Origin of the sequence: Protofrankia sp. CiP1_Cm_nod2 (assembly GCF_920664355.1) — a bacterium.
GTDB lineage: Bacteria > Actinomycetota > Actinomycetes > Frankiales > Frankiaceae > Protofrankia.
The window spans coordinates 28,159-30,891 of the sequence record NZ_CAKKTL010000041.1; the positions used below are offsets into that span (position 1 = coordinate 28,159).

Genomic DNA, 2,733 nt, shown 5'->3' on the forward strand with positions numbered 1-2,733 from the left:
GCGCGGCCCAGCAGGGCCTCGGCCGCCGCGTAACCCTCGTCGCCGAGTTGCAGGGTGTAGTCGTTGACGTACAGACCGATGTGGGCGTCCGCCACGTCCGGGTCCATCTCCTGAGCGTGGTCGAGGACGTAGGAGCGCGACGCCTCCGGGTCGGCGAACGCGGCGGCCACGCTCGCCCGTACCACCGCCGACAGCGCGGCGCCGTCGAGGTGACGACGCCCCAGGACGGCCCCGAGCGGGATCGGCAGGCCGGTCTCGGACTCCCACCAGTCGCCGAGGTCGGCGATGGCGGTCAGGCCGAAGGACGGATAGGTGAACCGGGATTCGTGGATCACCAGGCCGGCGTCGTACCGCCCGTCCCGCACCGCCGGCATGATCTTCTCAAAGGAGAGGACGTCGATCTCGCTCACCCCGCGTCCCTGCGCCCACAGGCGGAACAGCAGGTAGGCGGTGGTGCGCATGCCAGGGATCGCGACGCGGGCGCCACGCAGGCCGGCCTGGCCGGCGGTCAGCACGAGCGGCCCGCAGCCGCGTCCGAGCGCGCTGCCGGCCGACAGCAGCTGGTAGGAGCCCAGCAGCCAGGGCAGGGCCGCGTAGGAGACCTTGACGACGTCATCGAGGGCGTCGGCGGCGCGGCTGTTGAGCACGTCGATGTCGGCGAAGGTCACCGTGACCGGGGTGCCGTCCCCGACCAGCCCGTGCGTGAGCGCGTGGAAGGCGAACGTGTCGTTCGGGCACGGAGAGATCGCCAACGACAGCGGGACCGGCAGGGACGGTGGCGACGTCGGGATCACCGTCGGGATCGTCGACGTGCCGGTCCCGGTGTCGGTCCCGCTGCCGGTCACGACGTGCCGCCCGGGGCTGGTCCTGTCGCTCCCGCGGGCCCGGCAGGTCTGACCAGCCCGGCTGGTCTGGCAGGGCCGGCTGGTCTGGCCGGGCCGCCGGAGCCGGAGCCGGTGGCGCGCAGGGCCGCGGTGAGGGTGTCGATGCCGGCGGTGAGGGCAGCCGCCGCGGCGCTCAGCCCGGCCAGGGCACCCGGCACGTCCCAGCTGGCCCGGTCACGGCGCCCGACCGCGTTACTGATCGCGCGGATCTCGGCGAAGGGCGTGCCGTACACCGCCGTCGCGACCGCGACCGCGTACCCCTCCATCGCCTCGGCGGCCGGGCCGAAACGCAGCGCCAGGGCCGCGGCCCGCCGCTCGGTTCCGGTGATCGTCGAGACGGTCAGCACCGGTCCGGTCCGCACCGGGCGCCCGGTGCCGGCGAGGACGCTGGTGAGGGCCTGGCTGATCTCCTCGCGGGGGGTCAGCGTGGAGGCTCCGAGCCCGAGCTGTTCCAGGGTGAGGAAGTCGCCGGACGCCGGCGCGGGTGGCTGTCCCGGTTCGCCGGGCGGGGCGTCGACGCCGGATTCCGCGCCGAGGTCCGCGGCGATCAGTTCGTCCGCGACGACCAGGTCGCCGATGTCCGCGCGGCCGGCGAAACCGCCCGCGATCCCGAAGGAGACGACCAGGTCGAACGGCTCCCCCGTGGCCTGGGCGGTGGCGAGCGCGGTGGCGGTGCCGGCGGCCGCGGCGGGGCCGGCGGCACCGGCGGCGAGGACGGTCACCGGGCCGGAGCGGCGTCCCAGGTAGGGGCCGATCCGCACGGCGGTCAGGAGCTGGCGGTCCCACGACGGCGGCGAACCGCGCGACAGCCTGCCCGCACCGGCGGCAGCGGCGGGGCCGCTACCCGTGCCGATGGTGGGCCGGGGCCGCCATGGCCCCATCATTCCGGCGCAGACGGCGTCCGCCTCGGCTGCCATCGCGGTGACGAGCAGTATGCGGCTCACGCGGCCGCCTGCGGGGCGGTCGACGGATGGTCGCGGACCGGGCGTGCCACGGCCGGGCCTGTGCCGTCGGGACGTGCCGTGCCGCCGCCCGGGCCGGTGCGGGCGAGGCTGACAGGACTGGGGCTCATCGGGCTACGGCTGGACGACGAGCCGGAACGGCCAGCTTCCGGAGGCCTGCTCGGAGCCGGTGTGCGGGGCCTGGAAGACGGTCAGGTTCACCTCGCCGCGCCCGTCCGGCACGGACAGCCGGTAGTGGGGCTCGGTGATGACGTCGGTGATCCGGGTGTCGTTGGACGCCAGGAAATATCCCTTGTCGGCGATCGACTTCGCGACGTCGATGTTGACGACCGACCCGGGGACGGCGTGCAGGACCGGCGCCTGGTACTTGTCGTTTTTGATCACTGTGCCGTCGCGGTCGTACTGGGCGGCGTGCGCCTGCACGAAGTTGTCGCCGGACTGCAGCGTCACCAGCGGGGTCGGCTTGTCGCAGCCGGTGAGCACCAGGACCAGCGCGCCGAGGAGGCCGAGCACGACGGGGCGTCGCCGCCGGGTGCGGAAAAGTAGCCGAGATGCGGACACGATCGGAGGTTACCGTTCCCGACGGTCGGACGCCGGCCTGCTCGCGATCCTCCGGGTGGGTTGTCGGTCTCAACCCGCCTGCTCAGCGGCCCGGCCTCGGCCATGAGCCGCCGGCGCTCCCGGCCGCCGGTATCGCCTGATCACCTTTCGGGATTATTCCGACCGGCTGGAACCGCGCTCCCACCAGCGCCGGACGGGTGACCGCGGCACGGTGGGGGCGTCGGGCGCGGCGGGTGGGCGCGGCACGGCCGGGGCCTGCGGCAGGGTCGGTGGCAACGTCGGGTGCTGTGGCAGGGCTCGTGGCAGGGCCGGGTGCTGCGGCAGGG

Annotated in this window: 3 protein-coding genes; all 3 read right to left on the minus strand. The window is 74.5% G+C overall.

What is annotated here, in order from left to right; genetic code table 11:
- Positions 1-794 (minus strand): 1,4-dihydroxy-6-naphthoate synthase (locus NBW84_RS06925; protein WP_250282799.1); only part of this gene is annotated, 794 nt, incomplete at its 3' end.
- A 47-nt stretch (positions 795-841) separates the two neighbouring features.
- Positions 842-1,828, minus strand: a complete 987-nt coding sequence (mqnB, locus tag NBW84_RS06930) for a futalosine hydrolase (RefSeq protein WP_250282783.1) — start codon at positions 1,826-1,828, stop codon at positions 842-844.
- 132 nt (positions 1,829-1,960) lie between these two features.
- Positions 1,961-2,407, minus strand: coding sequence for a hypothetical protein (locus NBW84_RS06935; RefSeq protein ID WP_250282784.1), 447 nt, complete (start codon positions 2,405-2,407; stop codon positions 1,961-1,963).
- Positions 2,408-2,733 lie beyond the last annotated feature (326 nt).